The following is an 18029-nucleotide window of genomic DNA, read 5'->3' on the forward strand; positions in this document are numbered from 1 at the left end:
CAAGGACTACGCGGCACAATTCCGGCCTGTCCGGCATCGCCCCGGTACCGGACATCCCCCACCCGAAACAGGCCCCTCCCGATGCTCAGCTACCGCCATGCCTTTCACGCCGGCAACCACGCCGACGTACTGAAACACCTCATTCTCGTCCAGATCGCGGAATACATGGGCGAGAAGCCGGCGCCGTTCTGGATCATCGACACTCACGCCGGGGCCGGACGCTACTCCCTGGAATCGCCGCATGCCACGAAACTGGGCGAATACAAAGACGGCATCGGCCGCCTGTGGGATGCCAAGAGCCTGCCGCCGGCCGTCACCGACTACGTCGATCTCGTCCGCCAGCTGAACCCCGACGACAAGCTGAAGCACTACCCCGGCTCGCCGTGGTTGGCCCGCCAGTTGTTGCGTGACAGTGACCGATTGCGCGTCTTCGAAATGCACAGCACCGACATCAAGCTACTGCAGGAATGCTTCAAGGGCAGCGGCCGCGCCGTCACGGTTTCCGAAGGCGACGGCTTTGCCGGTCTGAAGGCGCTGCTGCCGCCCCCACCGCGGCGCGCCTTGGTCCTGATCGACCCCTCCTACGAGACCCGGAACGACTATGCCGCCGTGATCAAAGGCTTGCAGGAAGCCTTGAAGCGTTTCCCGACCGGCACTTACGCGGTGTGGTATCCGATGCTCGCCAAACTCGAATCCCGCCAATTGCCGGAACGCCTGAAAGGACTGGGCGCCAGGAACTGGCTGCACGCCACGCTGGAAGTCAAGGCGCCGGCCAAGGACGGTTTCGGCATGAACGGCAGCGGCATGTTCATCATCAACCCCCCGTGGACGCTGGAAAGGAAGCTGCACGAAACCCTGCCCCGGGTGACCGAGCTGCTGGCCCAGGGCGATGGTGCCAAATATGCTCTGGAGAGCGAATCGGTCTGAGCCGGAGCAGGCTCCGCCCGTCGCCACCGTCGCTCGGGACTAACTGAACTCGGTGTACTTCGCCCGCGAGCCGTAGGCCTTGGCGACTGGGTATTTGTCTTCGTTCTTGCGCAGCTTGTCGTAGGCCGCCGCCGCGAGGTCGATGCCCGCCTTGTCGGCCACCAGCAGCAAAAGCAGCAGGACGTCGGCGCATTCGTCGCGCAGGGCCTCGGCCGATTTCGGCTCGCCCGGCATCGCGTCGATCTCCGCATCGCTCTTCCATTGCGTCAGTTCGAGCAATTCGGCCGCCTCGAGGTTGAGCGACACGATCAGGTTGCGCAGCGAATGGAACTGGCGCCAGTCGCGCGCATCGCGAAAGGCCTGTATGGCGGCGGTGAGTGCAGCAAGTTCGCTCATGTCCCGGTTCCTTGATTTGAAGCGGCGATGATGCCAGTCGTCGGCGCTGCCGACAACGTAGAATGGCGGCATCTCCGCCTCGAACCGCTCCATGAAACTCCCCTCGCTGAACACGCAAATCCTGATCGGCTGCCTGCTCGGCCTGGCGGGTGGCGCCTGGCTATCATCGCCTGGTGCCGCGCCGGTCGCACCGGACGTGCTATACGGCGCCAAGATGGTCGGCAACCTGTTCCTCGACCTGCTGCGCATGGTCCTGGTGCCGCTGGTTTTCGCCTCCATTGTCACCGGCGTCGCCAACCTGCGCGCCCACGACCAGATGCACCGGGTGTGGACAACGACGCTGGCTTTCTTTTTCCTGACCATGGGGGTCGCCATCGTCATCGGGTTTGGCGCGGCCCATCTCTTCCAGCCCGGCCAGGGACTGCAGCTGGAGATGTTTGCCGAGGCGACCCGCAACTACCAGGCACGGCAGATGTCGCTGCCCGACTACGTCGCGCAGTTCATGCGCGGGCTGTTCCAGAACCCGTTCAAAGCGCTGGCCCAGGGCGATATCCTCGCCGTGGTGATCGTTGCCCTGTTTCTTGGCATTGCGCTGATCGTCGGCGGCGAGCGCTACCGCAACATCCGCCAGCTGATGACTGAACTCCAGGAACTGTGCTTGATGATCGTCGGCTGGATCATGCGCCTCGCCCCGCTCGGCCTGGCCGCCCTGCTGCTGCAACTGGTCGCCACCCAAAACCATGCCCTGCTTGTCAGCCTCAGCCATTTCATCGCCGTCGTCATCGGTTCGACCCTGTTCCACGGCATCGTCGTCCTGCCGCTGATCCTCTGGCTGGTCACCCGCCACTCGCCCTGGCAATTCTTCAAGGGTTCGCGCGAAGCGCTACTGACGGCCTTCGTCACCAGCTCCAGCGCGGCGACGCTGCCCGTCACCTTGCGCTGCACCGAACAGCACCTGCACGTCAGGAAAGAAATCGCCAGCTTCGTCGTGCCGCTCGGCGCCACGGCCAACATGGACGGCACCGCCCTCTACGAGGCGGCGGCTGCCCTCTTCGTTGCTCGCCTGGCGGGCATCGAGCTCGACATCGCCAGCCAGATGATCGTTTTCTTCGTCGCCATGCTCGGCGCCATCGGCGCGCCCGGCATACCCAGCGTCGGCATGCTGTCGATGGTGCTCGTGCTCGAATCGGTCGGCCTGCCCACCGAAGCCATCGCCATCCTGCTGCCCATTGACCGCATCCTCGATACCGTGCGTACCGCCGTCAACGTCGAAGGCGACATGGTGGGCAGCCTGGTCGTCCAGAAACTGGCCGCCACCGAAGCGGCTTAGCGTTCCGTCACGGCTTGAGTGGCATCTCGATGCCCTTGCGCTGCAGCCAGTTCTTGTCGAGCTCCCAACGCACCTGCCGGATGCCCGGTTGCGCCAGGACGATATCCTTGGCCTCGTCCTGAACCTGCCCCAGCAGGCGTTCGACGGCGATGAAGGCCGGATTGTTGTGATCCTTGACGTTGATATCGGGATACAGCACGCCCAACATGCGAAAGGCCGGCACATCGAAATTGCGCGGCGTGCTCATGACCGCCGTATCGCCCTCGACCCGGATGACATGGAACTGATACGGATACTCCCGCAATTTCTGGCTGGCCTGCGTCTCGATCATCCGGTTCAGTTCCCGGGTCCGCGGGTCCGGGCGCTGAATGGCCCAATCGACCGCCGCCAGAAGGGCCAGCACGACCAACACCCACTGCCACAACTTGATTCCACGAAAATTCACATCGACTCCTGTTTCATTGCTTGCCCGCAGTGCTGCCCCCAACCGACTCTCAGCGTAACATTGGCGGCCGGCCCCGAGTCGACCAACATGCAAATCGGCCTTCACCAACAACGGGAGAAACAGACATGCCCCTTTTCAAACTCGGCGACAAACAGCCGCAACTCGGCGACAACGCCTGGATTGCCCCCAACGCCACGATCATCGGCGACGTGCGCCTTGGCAAGAACAGTTCGATCTGGTGGAACGCCACCCTGCGTGGCGACAACGACCCGATCCACATTGGCGACAACACCAACATCCAGGACGGATCGGTACTGCACACCGACGAGGGCGTGCCCATGCACATCGGCAACGACGTCACCGTCGGCCACCTCGTCATGCTGCACGGCTGCACGGTGGGCGACGGCAGCCTGATCGGCATCGGCTCGGTCGTCCTCAACCGCGCCGTCATCGGCAAGCACAGCATCGTCGGCGCCAATACGCTGATCCCCGAGGGCAAGGTGTTTCCGGATCGCTCGCTGATCGTCGGTTCACCCGGCAAGGTCGTGCGCGAACTGAGCGATGCCGATGTCGCGAACCTGAAAAAATCGGCGGACCACTACGTGGCCAACGCTGCCCGCTACCGCGACAAGCTTCAGGAAATCTGACGCGCATGCGCCGCCCGGCTGCCCTGATCCTGCTGGCCATGGCCCTGCCAGGCCGGGCAGCCGACCCATGCGCCGAGCTCCCGAAGCCCTCGGTGACCATCAAGCAGCTGGAAACGCCGCTTGCGCTCAACACAACCTACAGCTACCGGTCGCTGACCAACCTCGGTTCGGCCCAGGCTCGCCCGGGCCAGCAGGTACTCGGTCTGACCCGGGGAAACGCGACGGTACGCTTCACTTCGAACACGCCCGCCATCGTCGACGCCAGTCAACGGTGGGAATGCGCCAGCCCGCAGATCGTCCTGACCTACGGCTTCAGCCCGATGACCGTCTACGTCGCCCGCGAGTTCCCGCCGGGCAGCTGCGCCCACAAGGAAATCCACGAACACGAGATGCGGCACGTGCAGGCCTACCGGACGCATCAGGCCGAACTCGAGAAAACCCTTGCCGATACCCTCAACGCCCGTTTCGCCACCGGTGCACCGTGGCGAGGACCGGCCGGCCAGAGCATGGCGCGCCTGCAAGACGAACTGAACGAACGCTGGCTACCCTATGTGCAACGTGAGCTCCGGAAAGTCGACACGGCACAGGCCTTGATCGACACCAGCGAAGAATACGAACGGGTCGCCAACGCCTGTGACGGCGAAATCGCCAAGCGGCTGCAGACCAACAAGTAAGCCGGCAGAAAAAAGGCCACCGGCGTATCGACGGTGGCCTTCATGGAATGGCGAAAAACCCGGTTCAGACGCTGCTTGCCAGATTCGACAAGGTGATGTTCTGGTTTACCTGAACCATGACCTTCTGCAGGCCGACGCGGGCCTTGATATTGATCAGCAGCGGCGCACGCAGACTTGGAATGATCGCCGCCTTGCCACCCTCTTCCTGCTTGAACAAGACTTGCATCACGGCCACATCCTCGGCGGCCGGCGACTGCAGGATAGCCATCTCGGCATCGGAGAGCGCCAGCTCGTAGTTGAAGCCGAGCGTCACCGGATCGACGATCTGCAAGGCCAGTGCCGGGTCGTCCAGCGACTGCAGCGTATAGCTGCTGGGCTGGGCATTGCCTTCCTCGTGCACCAGCATGAACCGCTTGTTCTGCTCGAATCCGACCAGACCGTTCGGGAATGCAATGACCTTTTCCGGACTCACCTCGACTGCACCGAACAAATAGGTTTCTACCTTCATACCCTTCCTCCTCAATCTGATTGGAATATCGAACCTGACCATCCTACACCAACTGCACACGGTTGTATTTTCCGGCCGGATTGCGCATAGTTCACCCCCCTTTTTTGCTGCACTGCCGCACCCATGCTCGCACCCATCGAACACCGCATTGCCCTTGAACTCAGCGTTCGACCGGCCCAGGTCATCGCCGCCATCGCCCTGCTCGACGAAGGCGCGACCGTGCCCTTCATCGCCCGCTACCGCAAGGAAGTCACCGGCGAGCTGGACGACACGCAACTGCGTAACCTGGCCGAACGCCTGACCTACCTGCGCGACCTCGAAGACCGCCGCGTCGCCGTGCTTGCCAGCATCGAAGAACAAGGCAAGCTGACGCCGGAACTCAAGGCCGAGATCGACGACGCCGAAACCAAGCAGCGCCTGGAAGACCTCTACCTGCCTTACAAGCAGAAACGCCGTACCAAGGCGCAGATTGCCCGCGAAGCCGGCATCGAGCCGCTGGCCCTTGGCCTGCTCGAAGACCCGAGCCTGACGCCGGACGACGAGGCCGAGAAATACCTCAACGCCGAGGCCGGCTTTGCCGACACAAAGGCGGTGCTCGACGGGGCCCGCCAGATCCTGATGGAAAAATTCGCCGAGGATGCCGACCTCTTGGCCCAACTGCGCGAATACCTGAGCGAGCACGGCCAGGTGCGCTCCCGGGTCGTGGAAGGCAAGGAAGTCGAAGGCGCCAAGTTCCGCGACTGGTTCGACTTCGCCGAGCCGATTGCCGACATGCCGTCGCACCGTGCGTTGGCCCTCCTCCGCGGCCGCAACGAAGGCGTGCTCGGCGTCACGCTGGTGCTCGACTCCGAACTCGACGAAGAGAACATCAAGCCCGGCCCCAATCCCTGCGAATTGCGCATCGCCGCCCGCTACGGCATCAAGCACCAGAACCGCCCGGCCGACAAGTGGCTGCAGGACACCGTGCGCTGGACCTGGAAGGTCAAGGTCTATACCCACCTCGAACTCGAGCTGATGAACGAGTTACGCGAACGGGCCGAGGAAGAAGCCATCCGCATCTTCGGCAAGAACCTCAAGGACCTGCTGCTCGCCGCACCGGCCGGCCAGCACGTGACCATGGGCGTCGACCCCGGCATCCGCACCGGCTGCAAGATCGCCGTCGTGGACGCCACCGGCAAGCTGCTCGACACCGCTACCATCTACCCGCACGAGCCGCGCAACGACTGGGGCGGCTCGATCTCGACCATCGCCCGACTGGCCTCGACGCATGGCGTGTCGCTGGTTGCCATCGGCAACGGCACGGCCAGCCGCGAAACCGACAAGCTGGTCCAGGACGTCATGAAGAAGTACCCGGAAGCGCGACTGACGAAAATTGTAGTCTCGGAAGCCGGTGCCTCGGTCTATTCGGCCTCCGAGCTGGCGGCCAAGGAATTCCCCGATCTCGACGTGTCGATCCGCGGCGCGGTATCCATCGCCCGCCGCCTGCAGGACCCGCTGGCCGAACTGGTCAAGATCGAGCCGAAATCGATCGGCGTCGGCCAATACCAGCACGACGTGTCGCAGACCAAGCTGGCGCGCAACCTCGACGCCGTGGTCGAGGACTGCGTGAATGCCGTCGGCGTCGATGTGAACACTGCCTCGGTGCCCCTGCTTACCCGCATCTCCGGCCTCAATGCCGGGCTGGCCGCGAACATCGTCAGCTATCGCGATGCCAACGGCGCCTTCCGCTCGCGAGACGAGCTGAAGAAGGTGCCGCGCCTTGGCGACAAGACCTTCGAACAGGCCGCCGGCTTCCTGCGCGTGCCGAACGGCGACAACCCGCTCGATGCCTCGTCGGTGCACCCGGAAGCCTATCCGTTGGTCGAAAAAATCATTGTCGACCTGAAGAAGCCGATCAAGGAAATCATGGGCGACGGTCGCCTGCTCAAGAGCCTGAACGCCAGCAAATTCACCGACGACCGCTTCGGCCTGCCGACGGTACAGGACATCCTGAAGGAACTGGAGAAACCCGGCCGCGACCCGCGCCCGGAATTCAAGACGGCGACCTTCACCGACGGCGTAGAGGAAGTGAAGGACCTGCGCCCTGGCATGATCCTCGAAGGCGTCGTCACCAACGTCGCCGCCTTCGGTGCGTTCGTCGATATCGGCGTGCATCAGGATGGCCTGGTGCATGTCTCGGCGCTGTCCAATACCTTCGTCAAGGACCCGCACGACGTGGTCAAGGCCGGCCAGGTAGTCAAGGTCAAGGTGCTTGAAGTCGACCTGCCGCGCCAGCGCATCGCGCTGACCATGCGCATGGCCGACGAACCCGGCAAGGGCCGCAGCCACGACGCCGGTGCCCAGCGCGGTGCGCCGTCGTCGAAACAGCGCCCGGGCGGCGGTTTTGGCGGCGGGCAATCCCGGCACAACAGCGCCCCGCCCCCCTCCGGCAATGCAATGGCTGCCGCCTTCGCGAAGTTGAGAAAGTAAGACCGACGCCTCTGCAGAAAACCGTCCAATCCCGGAAAGGCAGTCCGCGTGGCTGCCTTTTTTTGTCGACGGCGACCGGGACGGCACGCCGGACAATGAAATGATAAAATCTCCACCTCAGTAGGAACGACCCTATATGACCAAGATATACGGCATCAAGAACTGCGACACCATGAAGAAGGCCCTGAACTGGCTGACCGAAAATGGCGTTGCCCATGAATTCATCGACTACAAGAAAGCCGGCGTTGCCGAGCGCAATCTGCCCGACTGGGCGGCGCGCGCCGGTTGGCAAAAGCTGCTCAATACGCGCGGCCTGATGTGGAAAAAGCTGTCCGACGCCGAACGGGCCGATGTCGATGAAGCCAAGGCGCTGCAGCTGATGGCCGCCTATCCGTCGCTGATCAAGCGCCCGGTGCTCGATACCGGCACGCAGCTGCTGGTCGGTTTTGTGCCGGAAACCTACGCCTCGGAGTTGCAGAAATGAGCGACAGTTTCGTCCGCCGCTTTCTTTTCGAAGGACTGGATATTCGTGGCGCCATCGTGCATCTCGGGGATGCCTGGATGGCCATGCAGCAGGGCCGCGACTACCAGCCTACCGTCGCGCAATTGCTCGGCGAAACGGCCGCCGTCACGGCGCTGATTGCCGCCCAGTTGAAGCAACCCGGCCGCCTGACCCTGCAATTGCGCGGCGGTGGCCCGATCCAGTTGCTGGTCATGGACTGCAACGAAAAACTGCAGATGCGGGGCATGGCGCGCAGCAATCCGGTCGTGCTGCCGGCACCGGTACCCGACCTGCTCGGCGCCCACCAGGGCGGCCAGCTGCTGATGAGCCTCGACCTGCCGACCGCGCGCCAGCCTTACCAGAGCTACGTTCCCATGGTCGGCGACAGCATCGCCGCTATCTTCGAACATTATCTGGAGCAATCCGAGCAGCAACCCTCCCGCCTGTTCGCCACGGCGAGCCCGCGCGCCGCCGTCTGCCTCTTCCTGCAGAAAATGCCGGATGCCGATGCCCGCGACCCGGACGGCTGGGATCGCATCACGCAGCTCGCCGCCACCGTGAAGACTGCCGAACTGCTCGAACTGGATGCCGAAAGCCTGCTCACCCGCCTCTTCCACGAAGACATCGCGGCTCATGGTATCCGCCTCTACGACCCGCTGCCGGTTGCCTATCACTGTCCGGAGGATTGGGAAAAAGTCCGCGACATGATCCGCGGCATCGGTCGTGCGGACGCCGAGGCCATCCTCGCCGAGCACGGTGAAATCCTGATTCGCGACGACATCTGCAATCGCGACTATCGCTTTACGCCGGAAGATGTGACAGCGCTGTTCGCGGCCAGTGAAGGGCGGGCGCTGAATTGACCGCCGGAGACGATGCTGACGTACTGGGGCCGCAGGTTGCGTTGCTGTATCGCAATCTGCGACTGGGACAGATCGTCTCCATTCTTAACACGGCCCTCCTCGTCTGGCTCGGTTCGGCTCATCTTGCCAAGGAATACCTGATCGCCTGGGGCAGTATCGCCCTGGCCGTCGCCCTGCTGCGCCTGTTCGCCGACCATTCCTATCGGCAACTGGAGATCGAGGAACGCAACGAGCAGGCCGCACTCTGGCGCCAGCGCGCCATCATCGGCGCCTGTCTCGGCGGCCTGGCCTGGTCTGGAGGCACGATCCTGTTCATGACGGCGGGCGACCCGGTCCTGAAGCTGTTTACGGCCTTCATCATGGCCGGCATGGTCGCGGGCGCGGTACAGGTTGTTGCGGCGGACCTCACCGCCTTTCGATGCTACGCCTGGCCGATCGTCGCGGCCGTTGCGTTCTGCGGGTTCAGTTTCGACAGCATGGGGATCGCCTTCTCCCTGATGAGCCTGCTTTTTCTGGTCACCGTCACGCGCAGCGCCCAGTTCTTCAACGAAGCCTTGCATGACGCGATCCATCTTGAGCGCGAGCAGGCAAAACTGGCGACCCACCTGGCCCACGCCCGTGAGGTCGCCGAACGCTCGCTTCGCGCGAAAACGGAATTCCTGTCGAATATCAGCCACGAACTCCGTACCCCGATGAACGGCATCATCGGTATCACCGACCTGTTGATACTCGATGCGCCGCCAGAACAAAAGGAATTGCTCAACCACCTTCTGCTGTCATCCAACCTCCTGATGACGCAGATCAACAATCTGATCAAGCTGTCCGAACTCGAAGCTGAACAGGTCCAGTTGTCCCCCGCTCCCTTCCTTTGTACCGACCTGCTGACCCGGGCTACCCACCGCCGTCAAAAGGATGCCGCCGCCAAAGGAATCGACATTCGCCACGAGTCAGCGCCCGAGATTCCCAGAACGCTCGTCGGCGACAGCGAATGCCTTTTCAACGCACTCGGACACCTGATCGACAACGCCATCAAATTCACCGACAAGGGTGTCGTCAGCATCTCGGCCCGTCTCGCTCAACCCACTGCCGACGCCGTCTGGGTCGAATTTTCCGTCAGCGATACCGGCCACGGCATGTCGCCGGATGCGCTCAAGGCCATCGAGGGCTTGCTGATTCAGGCGGATGGCTCAAGCATCCGACGCCATGGCGGCCTGGGCGTCGGCCTGGCGATCGTTCGCCGCCTGATCAAGCTGCTGGGCGGAGAACTGCACATCGTCAGCCATCCCGGCCAAGGCAGCACATTCAGCTTTGCCGTCCCGCTGCAACCGGTCGTGCCGGAAATTCCCGCCCAGACCACCCCGGCCTGAAGCCTTACCGAACGATCAGAGCACCTTGCCCGGATTCATCAGGCCCTGCGGGTCCAGCGCCTGCTTGACCGAGCGCATCATGGCCATTTCCACCGGGCTCTTGTAGCGCAGGATTTCCTCGCGTTTGAGTTGCCCCAGGCCGTGCTCGGCGGAAATCGAACCGGCGCAGGCATGGACCAGATCATGCACGATGCGATTGACCTGCGGCTGGCCGGCGAGGAAAGCCGCATTGTCCTGCGCATCCGGCTTCGACAGGTTGTAGTGCAGGTTGCCGTCACCGACATGCCCGAAGGCAACGACACGAATCCCCGGGTAGGCGTCTGCCAGCGCCGCATCGGCAGCCGCCAGAAAATCGGCGATACGCGACACCGGCACCGCCACGTCGTGTTTGATGCTGATGCCCTCGATCTTCTGGGCTTCGGAAATATGCTCGCGCAAGGCCCAGAGCTTCCCGGCCTGTGTTTCGGAAGCAGCCAGCACGCCGTCGCCTACCCCGCCGGCTGCCAGGCGCGCCGCGAGCCAGGCTTCGACGGAATCCGGTTCGGTATCCGAGAATTCGGCCAGCACATACCACGGGCTGGCGATGCCCGGGCGCACGGCACCCGGAATGTTCTTCAAAACCAGTTGCAGCGCGGTTTCCGATACCAGTTCGAAAGCCGTGAGCTGGGCATCGAAAGCCGATTTGGCGGCGTTGAGCAGCTCGACAGCCGCCGCCGGCGTCGCCACATTGAGCCAGCAGGTCGTTTGCAGCTTGGGCAGCGGAAAGAGCTTGAGTACGGCGGCGGTGATCACGCCGAGCGTTCCTTCGGCACCGATGAACAGGTGCTTCAGGTCGTAGCCGGTATTGTCCTTGCGCAGACCGCGCAGGCCGTCCCAGATTTCACCGCTGGGCAACACGACCTCCAGGCCGAGGGTCAATTCGCGGGTATTGCCGTAGCGCAGAACCTGCACGCCACCGGCATTGGTCGACAGGTTGCCGCCGATCTGGCACGTCCCTTCCGAGGCCAGCGCCAGCGGGAACAGCCGGTCGGCGGCACGCGCCGCTTCCTGCACGGCGGCCAGGGTGCAGCCGGCCTGGACGGTGATGGTGTTGTTGCCGGAATCGACCGCCAGAATGCGATTGAGGCGCCCCAAGCTGAGTACGACCGCAGCCCCTGTGGCATCCGGTGTCGCCGCACCGCACAGGCTGGTATTGCCGCCTTGCGGCACGATGGCCACGCCGGCCTCGGCGCAAGCCCTGACCACGGCCGCCACTTCGGCGGTGCTGCCAGGCCGGACGACGCACAGCGCCGCCCCGCGGTAACGACCGCGCCAATCGGTGACGAACGGCGCGATGTCGTCCGGCTCGCTCAGCACCTGCGCGGTGCCGACAATGCCGGCTAGAACGTCGATCAGATCAGACGATTTCGGCGTAGAGGTCATGGTGGTCGGCATCGATGACCTTGACCTGCAGGAAGTCGCCCGGCTGGGCATCGAAATGGCCGTCGATATAGACCAGGCCGTCGATTTCCGGCGCATCGGCCTTGGAACGGGCGATGGTGCCTTCCTCGTCCACCTCGTCGACCAGCACCTGGATGACCGTGTCGATCTTGGCGGCCAGCTTCTCGGCCGAAATGTCTTCCTGCACCTGCATCAGCCAGCGGCGACGATCCTCGCGCACCTCTTCCGGCGGCAGGCCTTCGATTTCGTTGGCCTTGGCGCCTTCGACCGGCGAATAGGCGAAGGCACCGACACGGTCGAGCTTGGCGTCTTCGAGGAACTGGATCAGCTGGTCGAAATCCTCTTCCGTTTCGCCGGGGAAGCCGGTGATGAAGGTCGAGCGGATGACGATTTCCGGGCAGATCGAGCGCCACTTGGCGATGCGCTCCAGCGTGTTCTCGGCCGACGCCGGGCGCTTCATGGCCTTGAGAATCTTCGGGCTGGCGTGCTGGAACGGCACATCCAGATAGGGCAGGATCTTGCCTTCGGCCATCAGCGGAATCACGTCATCGACCGACGGATACGGATAGACATAGTGCAGGCGGACCCAGATACCGAACTGCGCCATCGCCTCGCACAACTCCTTGAGGCGGGTCTTGACCGGCTTGCCGCCCCAGAAGGCGGTACGGTATTTCAGGTCGACACCGTAGGCGGAAGTGTCCTGCGAGATGACCAGCAGTTCCTTGACGCCGGCCCGGGCCAGGTTCTCGGCCTCGGCCAGCACATCGCCGACCGGGCGCGACACCAGCGGGCCGCGCAGCGACGGGATGATGCAGAAGGTGCAACTGTGGTTGCAGCCTTCGGAAATCTTCAGGTAGGCAAAGTGATCCGGCGTCAGGCGCACGCCCTGCGGCGGCACCAGGTCGGTGTAGGGATCGTGCGGCTTGGGCAGGTGCTGATGGACGTAGCCCATGACTTCGTCGGCGGCGTGCGGGCCGGTGACGGCCAGCACGGAGGGATGCGTGCTCTGCACGATATCGCCCTTGGCGCCCAGGCAGCCGGTGACGATCACCTTGCCGTTCTCGTTGAGCGCTTCGCCGATGGCATCGAGCGATTCCTCGACCGCCGCATCGATGAAGCCGCAGGTGTTGACGATCACTAGGTCGGCATCGTCGTAGTTGGGCGACAGGTTGTAGCCCTCGGCACGCAGCTTGGTCAGGATGCGTTCGGTATCGGAACCGGCCTTCGGGCAGCCCAGGGAAACGATGCCGACGGTCGGCACTTTGAGTTCAGTAGTCATGCAATAAAACCTTGTCCGGGCTGGCCGGCGAGCAAAACGCGTATTTTACCGGGTGAACGCCCAAACCTTGCCGCAAACGCTCAGGCCGGCAAGCGGGCGATGGCTTGCTTCAAGGCTTCGAAACACGCGGGATCGATGGCCGTACCGACGTTTTCGGCCATGATCTCGAGCGTTTTCGGGATCGGTACGGCGCCGCGATACGGGCGTTCGGCGGTGATGGCGTCGAAGATGTCGGCGGTGGTGATGATGCGGGTTTCAAGCGTGATCTGATCGGCCGACAGACCGCGCGGATAGCCCTTGCCATCCAGTCGCTCGTGGTGTGCCGCAGAAACGACCGCCAATTCGGCAAAAGCGCCGATACGCGACAGAATCGCCTCGGTAAAAGCGGCATGCGACTGCACCGCTGCCCATTCGTCGGCATCGAGCTTGCCCGGTTTATCGAGGATGCTGTTGCTCACCCCCAGCTTGCCCACATCGTGCAGCAAGGCACCGCGCTTGAGCCAGCGCCGACGATCCGACGGCAGGCCGAGCGTTTCGGCAATCAGGTCGGTATACAGCGCCACCCGGGCGCTATGGCCGCTGGTGTAGGGGCTTTTCGAGTCGACGACCTGACCGAAGGCAGCCGCGATGTCATCCAGGTAATCGTCGTCGAGCGCGACGACGTGACTGGCCGGTTCAAGCGCCAGAACGGCGTGCATCACATCGGACGAGGCCAGCGTCGCCCAGAAGGCATCATCGCCGGCAAGCTCATTGAAAATCCCGACCAGCGCGGGATCGAACCAGCTTCCGGAGCGTCCGCGCACTTCGTTGACAGCGGCCTGCGGACCGCCTGCCGTATGAAATACGTCGATGACCTGGGCCAGCAGCGCGATGCGCGAGTAGAGCGGAATCGCTTCCCCCGCAAGCCTCTGCGGCCTTCCCTGACCATTGAAATGTTCATCGAGACTGTAGATGCCGGCCGCCACGCTGTCGGGGAAGCGCAGCAGGCGGGCAATATCGGCACCACGCTGGCAACGGGTAGAGATCAGCTCCTGGGCGATCTCGTCACCATCCCGGAAGATGGTCAGCACGCTGCGGAATCGCTCGGCCAGCGGCGCTTGCAACCCGGTATGACCGAGCACGAAACCGAGTACTTGCGGCAGGCTGTCGCCAACCGTCTTGAAATCGCGTTTGAATTGGAGGTCGTCGGTCAGATACAACTCGCAGATGCGCGCCGCATTGCTGCTGCACCCCAGATCCTTGAGCAACAGCGTGTAGTAGAGATTCCACAGCTCGCCCTCATCGAGCCCGAAGCGTCGACCGATGTGCATGCCTATCCAGCAGCAACGCACGCAGTGCCCCTCCGGCTGCCCTTCGGTGATATCCAGCGCGTGACTCAGCGCTGAGATCAGTTCGGATAGCCGAAGATGCTGCGGGGAGGAAACGATGTCGGGACGGAGGAGACGGGCGACCATGTCGGTCTATGATTCACCAAAAACAATAAAAACTCAATCATTAAACCCGATCACTACAAATTTCCGCCGCCCCCCCTACTTCCAAAACGCTCAAATCACCAGTTGCGTACCCAGTTCAACCACCCGATTGGTCGGGATCTGGAAGAAATCGCTGGCACTGGTGGCGTTCTTCGACATCAGGGCGAACAGGCGGGCTCGAAGCAGTGTCATGCGTCGGGTCATCGACGGCACGATGGTTTCCCGCGACAGGTAGAAAGTCGTCTCCATCATGTCGAAGCGTTCGCCCTGGTGCTTGCACTGTTCGAGAACGGCCGGAATATCCGGGCTTTCCATGAAGCCGTAGCGAACGATCACCCGCATGAAACCCTTACCCATGCGGTGCAGGTAGATGCGGTCCATGTCGTTGACGTGCGGTGTGTCGGCCGTCTGCACCGTCACCAGCACCACCCGCTCATGCAACACCTGGTTGTGCTTCAGGTTGTGCAGCAGCGCCGGCGGTACGCCTTCCTTCGAACTGGTCATGAAAACGGCCGTTCCGTTGACGCGATGGACATCGTCAATGGCGGTGATGAAATCCTCCATCGGAATGCTCTGCTTGGCCATTTCCTGCGACACCAGCCGCCGGCCGCGACGCCAGGTGGTCAGCACGGTAAAGGAAATCAGACCCATGGCGATCGGGAACCAGCCCCCCTCGGGAATCTTGATGGCATTCGCGGCGAAGAAGGCAATATCGACCGTCAGGAAAAAACCTGCCACGGCAATGACCAGCGTCCAGTGCCATTTCCACATCAGCGCCATCACGAAAGCGACCAGGATGGTATCGATCAGCATGGTGCCGGTAACCGCGATACCGTAGGCAGCCGCCAGGTTGGACGACGACTTGAAGCCGATGACCAGGGCCACGACCGCCAGGTAAAGACTCCAGTTGGTAAATGGCACGTAGATCTGCCCTTCTTCGTGGCCGGAGGTATGGACCACCTGCATGCGGGGCAACAGCCCCATCTGCACCGATTGGCGCGCCACCGAAAAGGCGCCGGAAATGACGGCCTGCGAGGCGATCACCGTCGCCAGCGTGGCCAACCCCAGCATCGGAATCAGCGCCCAGTCCGGTGCCAGATGGAAGAAGGGATTCTGGATGGCTTCCGGTTCGGCCAGCAGTAAAGCGCCCTGGCCGAAATAATTGAGTACCAGCGCCGGCATCACGAAGGCGAACCAGGCCAGGCGGATGGGGAAACGCCCGAAATGCCCCATGTCGGTATAAAGCGCCTCGCCGCCGGTGACGGCGAGCACGACCGAGCCCAGCGCCAGGAATGCAAGGCCGGGGTGGGCGCCGATGAAACCCAGGGCATACAGCGGATTCAATGCGGCCAGCACGCTTGGGTTGTACGCGATCTGGAGCAGGCCCAGCAGACCCAGAATAGCGAACCATCCGGTCATGATCGGTCCGAAGAACATGCCTACCGAGCCGGTGCCGCGCTTCTGGATGAAAAACAGGCCGGTCAGGATGATCAAGGTGATCGGGATCACATACGGCTTCAGCGTTGGCGTCACCAGCTCCATGCCCTCGACGGCGGAGAGCACCGAAATCGCCGGCGTGATCATGCTGTCCCCGTAGAACAGCGCCGCCGCGAAAATGCCGAGCAGCGTGACCACCCAGGCCAGGCGCGGATTCCTGGCACGCTCCGTAACCAGCGCCAGCAGCGCCAGCGAACCGCCTTCGCCCCGGTTGTCGGCCCGCATGATCAGCAAAACGTATTTGAGCGAAACCAGCAGCATGATCGACCAGAACACTGTCGACAGGATGCCGAGAATATTGTCCGGCGTGACCGGGATGGGATGGTGGCCATTGAAGATTTCCTTCAATGCATAGAGCGGACTGGTGCCGATATCGCCAAAGACGACGCCGATTGCGCCCAGTGTCAACGTAGACGTGGCCTGACGTGACTGCATGATTCCCCCTGTCGGCGTGTTTACACCGGATTTCTTCGAAAACCGCCTTCAGTCAAGCCAAAGGCTATCGAAAGAATCTAGCACCGCAACCTGACTCGAGCATGACGGCACAGCACGCAGAAACGACAAGGGCGGCCACAGCCGCCCTTGGGGAAAACCGGCAGGTGCCCGGCTACTGCGCCGGCGCCGCCACCGGCGTTGCCAGTTTGACCGGCTCGGCCACCTTTTTGTGTCCGGCATCCGGATGCCAGCCGAGAACGGCGAGCATGACCATGAAACCGACCACATAGGCGACGACCACATGCCAGCCATGGCGCAGCCATTTCGCCGCCGACCTGGCTTCCGGGAACATGTTGGACAATGCGACGCCAGCCGAGGAGCCGAACCACAGCATCGAACCGCCGAAGCCGACGGCGTAGGCCAGGAAGCCCCAGTCAAACCCGCCCTGACGCAGAGCCAGCGCGGTCAGCGGAATGTTGTCGAAGACGGCGGAGACAAAGCCGAGAACAAAGGCGGATTGCCAGGAGGCCGGTGGAAGCTCCTCGACCGGCATCATCGAGGCGCAGAGCACCAGCGAGAGCAGAAAGACGGAGCCCTTGATGGTTTCGGGCAGCAGTTCCCAATCGTGGCGGCGCACCGGAATGGTGAGAAGGATGGCGAGCCAGACGGCGACGCCGATGAAGGGGAAATGTTCGGCCAGCTCGGGGAACTTGACGTTGATCGTGATGTTGGTGACGACCGCGAAGATGAGCATGGTGGCGACGATGAAGATGCGCCCCCAGTCGATCCGGGTGTGGCCGTGCGCATGCTTGATGATCGGGCAGTAGGCATGCTGCTGCTTGGCGCCGAAGTAGCCGATGATGAGCAGGGCCACGCCGGCGGCGACATAGGCATCGAAGACGACGACCGGGCTGATGCCGTCGATCCACATCATGGTCGTCGTGGTATCGCCGACGACCGAGCCGGAGCCGCCCGCGTTGGAGGCGGCGACGATGGCGGCAAGGAAGCCGACATGGACCTTGCCCTTGAACAGCTGGTGGGCCATGGCGCCGCCGATCAGCGCAGCCGCGATGTTGTCGAGGAAGCTCGAAATCACGAAGACCATGACCAGCAGGACGAAGCCGCCTTTCCAGTCGTCGGGCAAAAACTTGGGCAGAATGACCGGGACGTGGCTCTTTTCGAAATGGCGGGCGAGCAAGGCAAAGCCGGTGAGCAGGCAGAACAGGTTGGCGATGGTCACCCATTCGTGGCCAAGGTGGCCGAACCAGCCGGCGACCCCCAACCCGGTCTTGAAGCCGGTAAACAGAATCTTGTACAGGCTGATGGTGACCAGGCCCGTCAGTGCGACATACAAGGTGGCGTGATGGAACAGCGCGACACCGAGCAGGGTCAGGGCGAAGAGGATGAAATCGACGGGAATGCCGCCGACCGATGGCAGGGAACCGGCCGCGAAGGCGGTGGCGGGCAACAGAAGGAACGCAAGCAATATACGGTGCATGGCTATTCGCAGGAAAGGAATTCTGGATTCGACATCGGCGCGGCGGGTCGAAAAGTAGCGCATTGTCGGGGGTTCGCCCCCTTGCATCAAGTGCGGACTTTCCCGTAGTGCGTCAAACAGTCCCGAAAAAACCGGCTGTTTTCTCGCATTTCATGCGACAAAAGCTCGACTTTCGGCAGATATCGGTTACAATGCGCCCCCTTTCGCGTCCTTAGCTCAGTTGGTAGAGCGTCGCCCTTACAAGGCGAATGTCGGCGGTTCGACCCCGTCAGGACGCACCAGG

Annotated in this window: 16 protein-coding genes and 1 tRNA gene; 9 read left to right on the plus strand and 8 right to left on the minus strand. The window is 62.8% G+C overall.

The window, feature by feature from the left end:
* Positions 1-81: 81 nt before the first annotated feature.
* Positions 82-927 (plus strand): 23S rRNA (adenine(2030)-N(6))-methyltransferase RlmJ, encoded by an 846-nt coding sequence (locus tag F1002_RS15960; RefSeq protein WP_150430038.1) that lies wholly within the window; start codon positions 82-84, stop codon positions 925-927.
* Between the two features lie 39 nt (positions 928-966).
* Here F1002_RS15960 and F1002_RS15965 read toward each other — a convergent pair whose 3' ends face one another.
* Positions 967-1416: a nucleotide pyrophosphohydrolase gene (locus tag F1002_RS15965; protein ID WP_223879638.1), complete on the minus strand. Its 450-nt coding sequence runs from the start codon at positions 1414-1416 to the stop codon at positions 967-969.
* Between F1002_RS15965 and F1002_RS15970 the strand changes: the two genes are divergently transcribed.
* On the plus strand, positions 1415-2653 hold the full coding sequence (locus F1002_RS15970; protein WP_150430039.1) for a dicarboxylate/amino acid:cation symporter: 1239 nt from the start codon (positions 1415-1417) through the stop codon (positions 2651-2653). The two genes, F1002_RS15965 and F1002_RS15970, sit on opposite strands and share 2 nt — an antisense overlap.
* Positions 2654-2660: 7 nt before the next feature.
* Here the strand turns inward: F1002_RS15970 and F1002_RS15975 are convergent, their stop codons facing one another.
* The gene (locus tag F1002_RS15975) at positions 2661-3098 is read right to left on the minus strand and encodes a hypothetical protein (RefSeq protein ID WP_150430040.1); all 438 of its coding nucleotides are present in this window, start codon (positions 3096-3098) and stop codon (positions 2661-2663) included.
* Between the two features lie 125 nt (positions 3099-3223).
* Here F1002_RS15975 and F1002_RS15980 point away from each other — a divergent pair, with 125 nt between their 5' ends.
* Together F1002_RS15980 and F1002_RS15985 are read left to right on the plus strand one after the other, a co-directional pair.
* Positions 3224-3745 (plus strand): gamma carbonic anhydrase family protein, encoded by a 522-nt coding sequence (locus F1002_RS15980; protein WP_150430041.1) that lies wholly within the window; start codon positions 3224-3226, stop codon positions 3743-3745.
* Positions 3746-3750: 5 nt separating this feature from the next.
* Complete coding sequence (locus tag F1002_RS15985) at positions 3751-4419, plus strand: hypothetical protein (protein ID WP_150430042.1); 669 nt, start codon at positions 3751-3753, stop codon at positions 4417-4419.
* Positions 4420-4483: 64 nt separating this feature from the next.
* Here F1002_RS15985 and fliW read toward each other — a convergent pair whose 3' ends face one another.
* Entirely contained in the window at positions 4484-4927 is a 444-nt protein-coding gene (gene fliW / locus F1002_RS15990; protein ID WP_150430043.1) for a flagellar assembly protein FliW, read from the minus strand.
* Positions 4928-5050: 123 nt separating this feature from the next.
* On the opposite strand from fliW, the gene F1002_RS15995 reads away from it, so the two are divergent.
* From F1002_RS15995 to F1002_RS16010, 4 genes are all read left to right on the plus strand, one after another.
* Positions 5051-7396: a Tex family protein gene (locus F1002_RS15995; protein WP_150430044.1), complete on the plus strand. Its 2346-nt coding sequence runs from the start codon at positions 5051-5053 to the stop codon at positions 7394-7396.
* 136 nt (positions 7397-7532) lie between these two features.
* Complete coding sequence (locus F1002_RS16000; RefSeq protein WP_150430045.1) at positions 7533-7880, plus strand: arsenate reductase; 348 nt, start codon at positions 7533-7535, stop codon at positions 7878-7880.
* On the plus strand, positions 7877-8758 hold the full coding sequence (locus F1002_RS16005; protein ID WP_150430046.1) for an Hsp33 family molecular chaperone HslO: 882 nt from the start codon (positions 7877-7879) through the stop codon (positions 8756-8758). The genes F1002_RS16000 and F1002_RS16005 overlap by 4 nt, the downstream gene beginning before the upstream one ends.
* Positions 8755-10125 carry a HAMP domain-containing sensor histidine kinase gene (locus F1002_RS16010; RefSeq protein WP_150430047.1) on the plus strand — a complete coding sequence of 457 codons (1371 nt, stop codon included), beginning with the start codon at positions 8755-8757 and terminating at the stop codon, positions 10123-10125. Before F1002_RS16005 ends, F1002_RS16010 begins: the two co-directional genes overlap by 4 nt.
* 15 nt (positions 10126-10140) lie before the next feature.
* On the opposite strand, the gene F1002_RS16015 is transcribed toward F1002_RS16010, so the two are convergent.
* The 5 genes from F1002_RS16015 to F1002_RS16035 form a co-directional block, all read right to left on the minus strand.
* A complete protein-coding gene (locus F1002_RS16015) occupies positions 10141-11547 on the minus strand; it encodes an FAD-binding oxidoreductase (RefSeq protein WP_150430048.1) in 1407 nt (468 codons plus the stop codon).
* Complete coding sequence (gene rimO, locus F1002_RS16020) at positions 11522-12844, minus strand: 30S ribosomal protein S12 methylthiotransferase RimO (RefSeq protein ID WP_150430049.1); 1323 nt, start codon at positions 12842-12844, stop codon at positions 11522-11524. Before rimO ends, F1002_RS16015 begins: the two co-directional genes overlap by 26 nt.
* 80 nt (positions 12845-12924) lie before the next feature.
* Complete coding sequence (locus F1002_RS16025; RefSeq protein ID WP_150430050.1) at positions 12925-14298, minus strand: HD-GYP domain-containing protein; 1374 nt, start codon at positions 14296-14298, stop codon at positions 12925-12927.
* A 90-nt stretch (positions 14299-14388) separates the two neighbouring features.
* Positions 14389-16248, minus strand: coding sequence for a potassium transporter Kup (locus F1002_RS16030; RefSeq protein ID WP_150430051.1), 1860 nt, complete (start codon positions 16246-16248; stop codon positions 14389-14391).
* Positions 16249-16420: 172 nt separating this feature from the next.
* Complete coding sequence (locus F1002_RS16035) at positions 16421-17809, minus strand: citrate transporter (RefSeq protein ID WP_223879639.1); 1389 nt, start codon at positions 17807-17809, stop codon at positions 16421-16423.
* 142 nt (positions 17810-17951) lie between these two features.
* On the opposite strand from F1002_RS16035, the gene F1002_RS16040 reads away from it, so the two are divergent.
* Positions 17952-18027 (plus strand) — tRNA-Val (locus F1002_RS16040).
* Positions 18028-18029: the final 2 nt, after the last annotated feature.

Origin of the sequence: Dechloromonas sp. CZR5 (genome assembly GCF_008711155.1) — a bacterium.
In the GTDB taxonomy this organism is placed as follows: Bacteria; Pseudomonadota; Gammaproteobacteria; order Burkholderiales; family Rhodocyclaceae; genus Azonexus.

Bases quoted from the DNA above. Each gene is read 5' to 3' on its own strand.
- F1002_RS15995 (WP_150430044.1), top strand. From the start codon at position 5,051: ATGCTCGCACCCATCGAACACCGCATTGCCCTTGAACTCAGCGTTCGA.
- F1002_RS16030 (WP_150430051.1), bottom strand. From the start codon at position 16,248: ATGCAGTCACGTCAGGCCACGTCTACGTTGACACTGGGCGCAATCGGC.
- F1002_RS16035 (WP_223879639.1), bottom strand. From the start codon at position 17,809: ATGCGCTACTTTTCGACCCGCCGCGCCGATGTCGAATCCAGAATTCCT.
- F1002_RS15965 (WP_223879638.1), bottom strand. From the start codon at position 1,416: ATGGAGCGGTTCGAGGCGGAGATGCCGCCATTCTACGTTGTCGGCAGC.
- F1002_RS15960 (WP_150430038.1), top strand. From the start codon at position 82: ATGCTCAGCTACCGCCATGCCTTTCACGCCGGCAACCACGCCGACGTA.
- F1002_RS16025 (WP_150430050.1), bottom strand. From the start codon at position 14,298: ATGGTCGCCCGTCTCCTCCGTCCCGACATCGTTTCCTCCCCGCAGCAT.
- F1002_RS16005 (WP_150430046.1), top strand. From the start codon at position 7,877: ATGAGCGACAGTTTCGTCCGCCGCTTTCTTTTCGAAGGACTGGATATT.
- rimO (WP_150430049.1), bottom strand. From the start codon at position 12,844: ATGACTACTGAACTCAAAGTGCCGACCGTCGGCATCGTTTCCCTGGGC.
- F1002_RS15970 (WP_150430039.1), top strand. From the start codon at position 1,415: ATGAAACTCCCCTCGCTGAACACGCAAATCCTGATCGGCTGCCTGCTC.
- F1002_RS16000 (WP_150430045.1), top strand. From the start codon at position 7,533: ATGACCAAGATATACGGCATCAAGAACTGCGACACCATGAAGAAGGCC.
- F1002_RS16015 (WP_150430048.1), bottom strand. From the start codon at position 11,547: ATGACCTCTACGCCGAAATCGTCTGATCTGATCGACGTTCTAGCCGGC.
- fliW (WP_150430043.1), bottom strand. From the start codon at position 4,927: ATGAAGGTAGAAACCTATTTGTTCGGTGCAGTCGAGGTGAGTCCGGAA.
- F1002_RS15980 (WP_150430041.1), top strand. From the start codon at position 3,224: ATGCCCCTTTTCAAACTCGGCGACAAACAGCCGCAACTCGGCGACAAC.
- F1002_RS15985 (WP_150430042.1), top strand. From the start codon at position 3,751: ATGCGCCGCCCGGCTGCCCTGATCCTGCTGGCCATGGCCCTGCCAGGC.